The organism is Mesorhizobium sp. M7D.F.Ca.US.004.01.2.1 (assembly GCF_003997785.1).
GTDB classification, from domain to species: domain Bacteria; phylum Pseudomonadota; class Alphaproteobacteria; order Rhizobiales; family Rhizobiaceae; genus Mesorhizobium; species Mesorhizobium loti.
This window is the reverse complement of record NZ_RZRQ01000671.1, coordinates 1-1,134: the sequence shown is the minus strand read 5'-3', so window position 1 is coordinate 1,134 and position 1,134 is coordinate 1. Positions and strand designations below refer to the sequence as shown.

The 1,134-nt window shown below is 56.1% G+C and carries 2 protein-coding genes; one reads left to right on the top strand and one right to left on the bottom strand.

Going from position 1 to position 1,134, the window contains the following annotated elements; all coding sequences use genetic code 11:
* On the top strand, positions 1 to 196 hold a 196-nt coding region (locus EN993_RS36060), incomplete at its 5' end, for a DUF3830 family protein (protein WP_127266266.1).
* Between the two features lie 125 nt (positions 197 to 321).
* Here EN993_RS36060 and EN993_RS36055 read toward each other — a convergent pair.
* Positions 322 to 1,104: an urea carboxylase-associated family protein gene (locus EN993_RS36055; protein ID WP_127266265.1), complete on the bottom strand. Its 783-nt coding sequence runs from the start codon at positions 1,102 to 1,104 to the stop codon at positions 322 to 324.
* Positions 1,105 to 1,134 lie beyond the last annotated feature (30 nt).

The following is a 1,134-nucleotide window of genomic DNA, read 5'->3' as shown; positions in this document are numbered from 1 at the left end:
GATCATCCTGTATCCGGGCGGCATCAGCGAGACCGAGATTCTGCTCGCTTATGGCAGTGTCCATTTCGCCTCCAAGGTCGGGCAACTCGCCGGCAATCACTTCATCACCTTGACATCCAATCTCGACAAGCTTCCCGAACTCGGCCGGGTCGCCTTGTGGGAAGGCGCGCAGAAGATAATGTTCTCGCTGGATTGAACAAATCGAGCGGCAACAAATAGAGCCGCCGCGCAGTGCGCGGCGGCTTTGGCGTTTCCAGGTCAAAAAAATATCTCTACCCTGCGCGCATGGCCATCAGGCCAGGCGGACCGCCCTTGGTGGGTTCAAAGATCGAGCGGGTCCTCGTAGTCGGGCAAGAATTTGCCAGTGTCATAGATTTCAATATCGATTGGACGCGTGGCTTCCTGCTCTTCCTCGTAGCTGTAGCGTCCTGACGCACTAGGGCAGATGGAGACTGCGCAAAGCACGTCCATCTCGGCGTAGAACTCGACGTAGTCACCCTTCTTTACATCCGTGACTTCCCACGGATGCAGGCCGGTCTCGGGGTCGATGTAACACTTCATGAACAGATTGACGTTGTCGTGCAGGTCGGCCGCCTTCAGCCCGTGCGGAGCCACTGCCCGTGTCAGGTTGCAGTAGCAGTTGTACCTGGTGACGAAGGGATGGTCCTTGTCTTTTGTCACCCAATACCAGACATGCGGGTTACAGTGGGCGCCGAAAACATAATGGTGCCTGGCGCCGGGATGAATCGGCTTGTTCTCAACTGTATCTGTCAGCACCGTCATCATAGGCCTGAACTTCGGCATATTGCTCCACAGCCGCATATCTGGGTGTACGAAGATCCCTTCGCGGTTCAGCGTATATTCATTCCAGAACCGCTCGCTGTGATCGTGTTCGTTCCAGATGCACATATCGGCGATCTGCGGGCCTTCGGCACAGACCACGCGCACAGTCTGTCCTCGCTTGACCGTAAACGCCCTCCCAGCCTCTTCGGGTGCGATGGTAAACCTCTCGGCCAAGACGAACCCGGCCTTCGACGCACGAAGGTCATCGAAAAACGCCTTCGGGAAGGGTGGCTTGGGATGCTTCCATTCAAGGGTGTCCATGTGTGAGCCTTATGTGCATATTGTATATAC

Coding starts and splice junctions, on each gene's coding strand:
- EN993_RS36055 (WP_127266265.1), bottom strand. CDS start 1,104: ATGGACACCCTTGAATGGAAGCATCCCAAGCCACCCTTCCCGAAGGCG.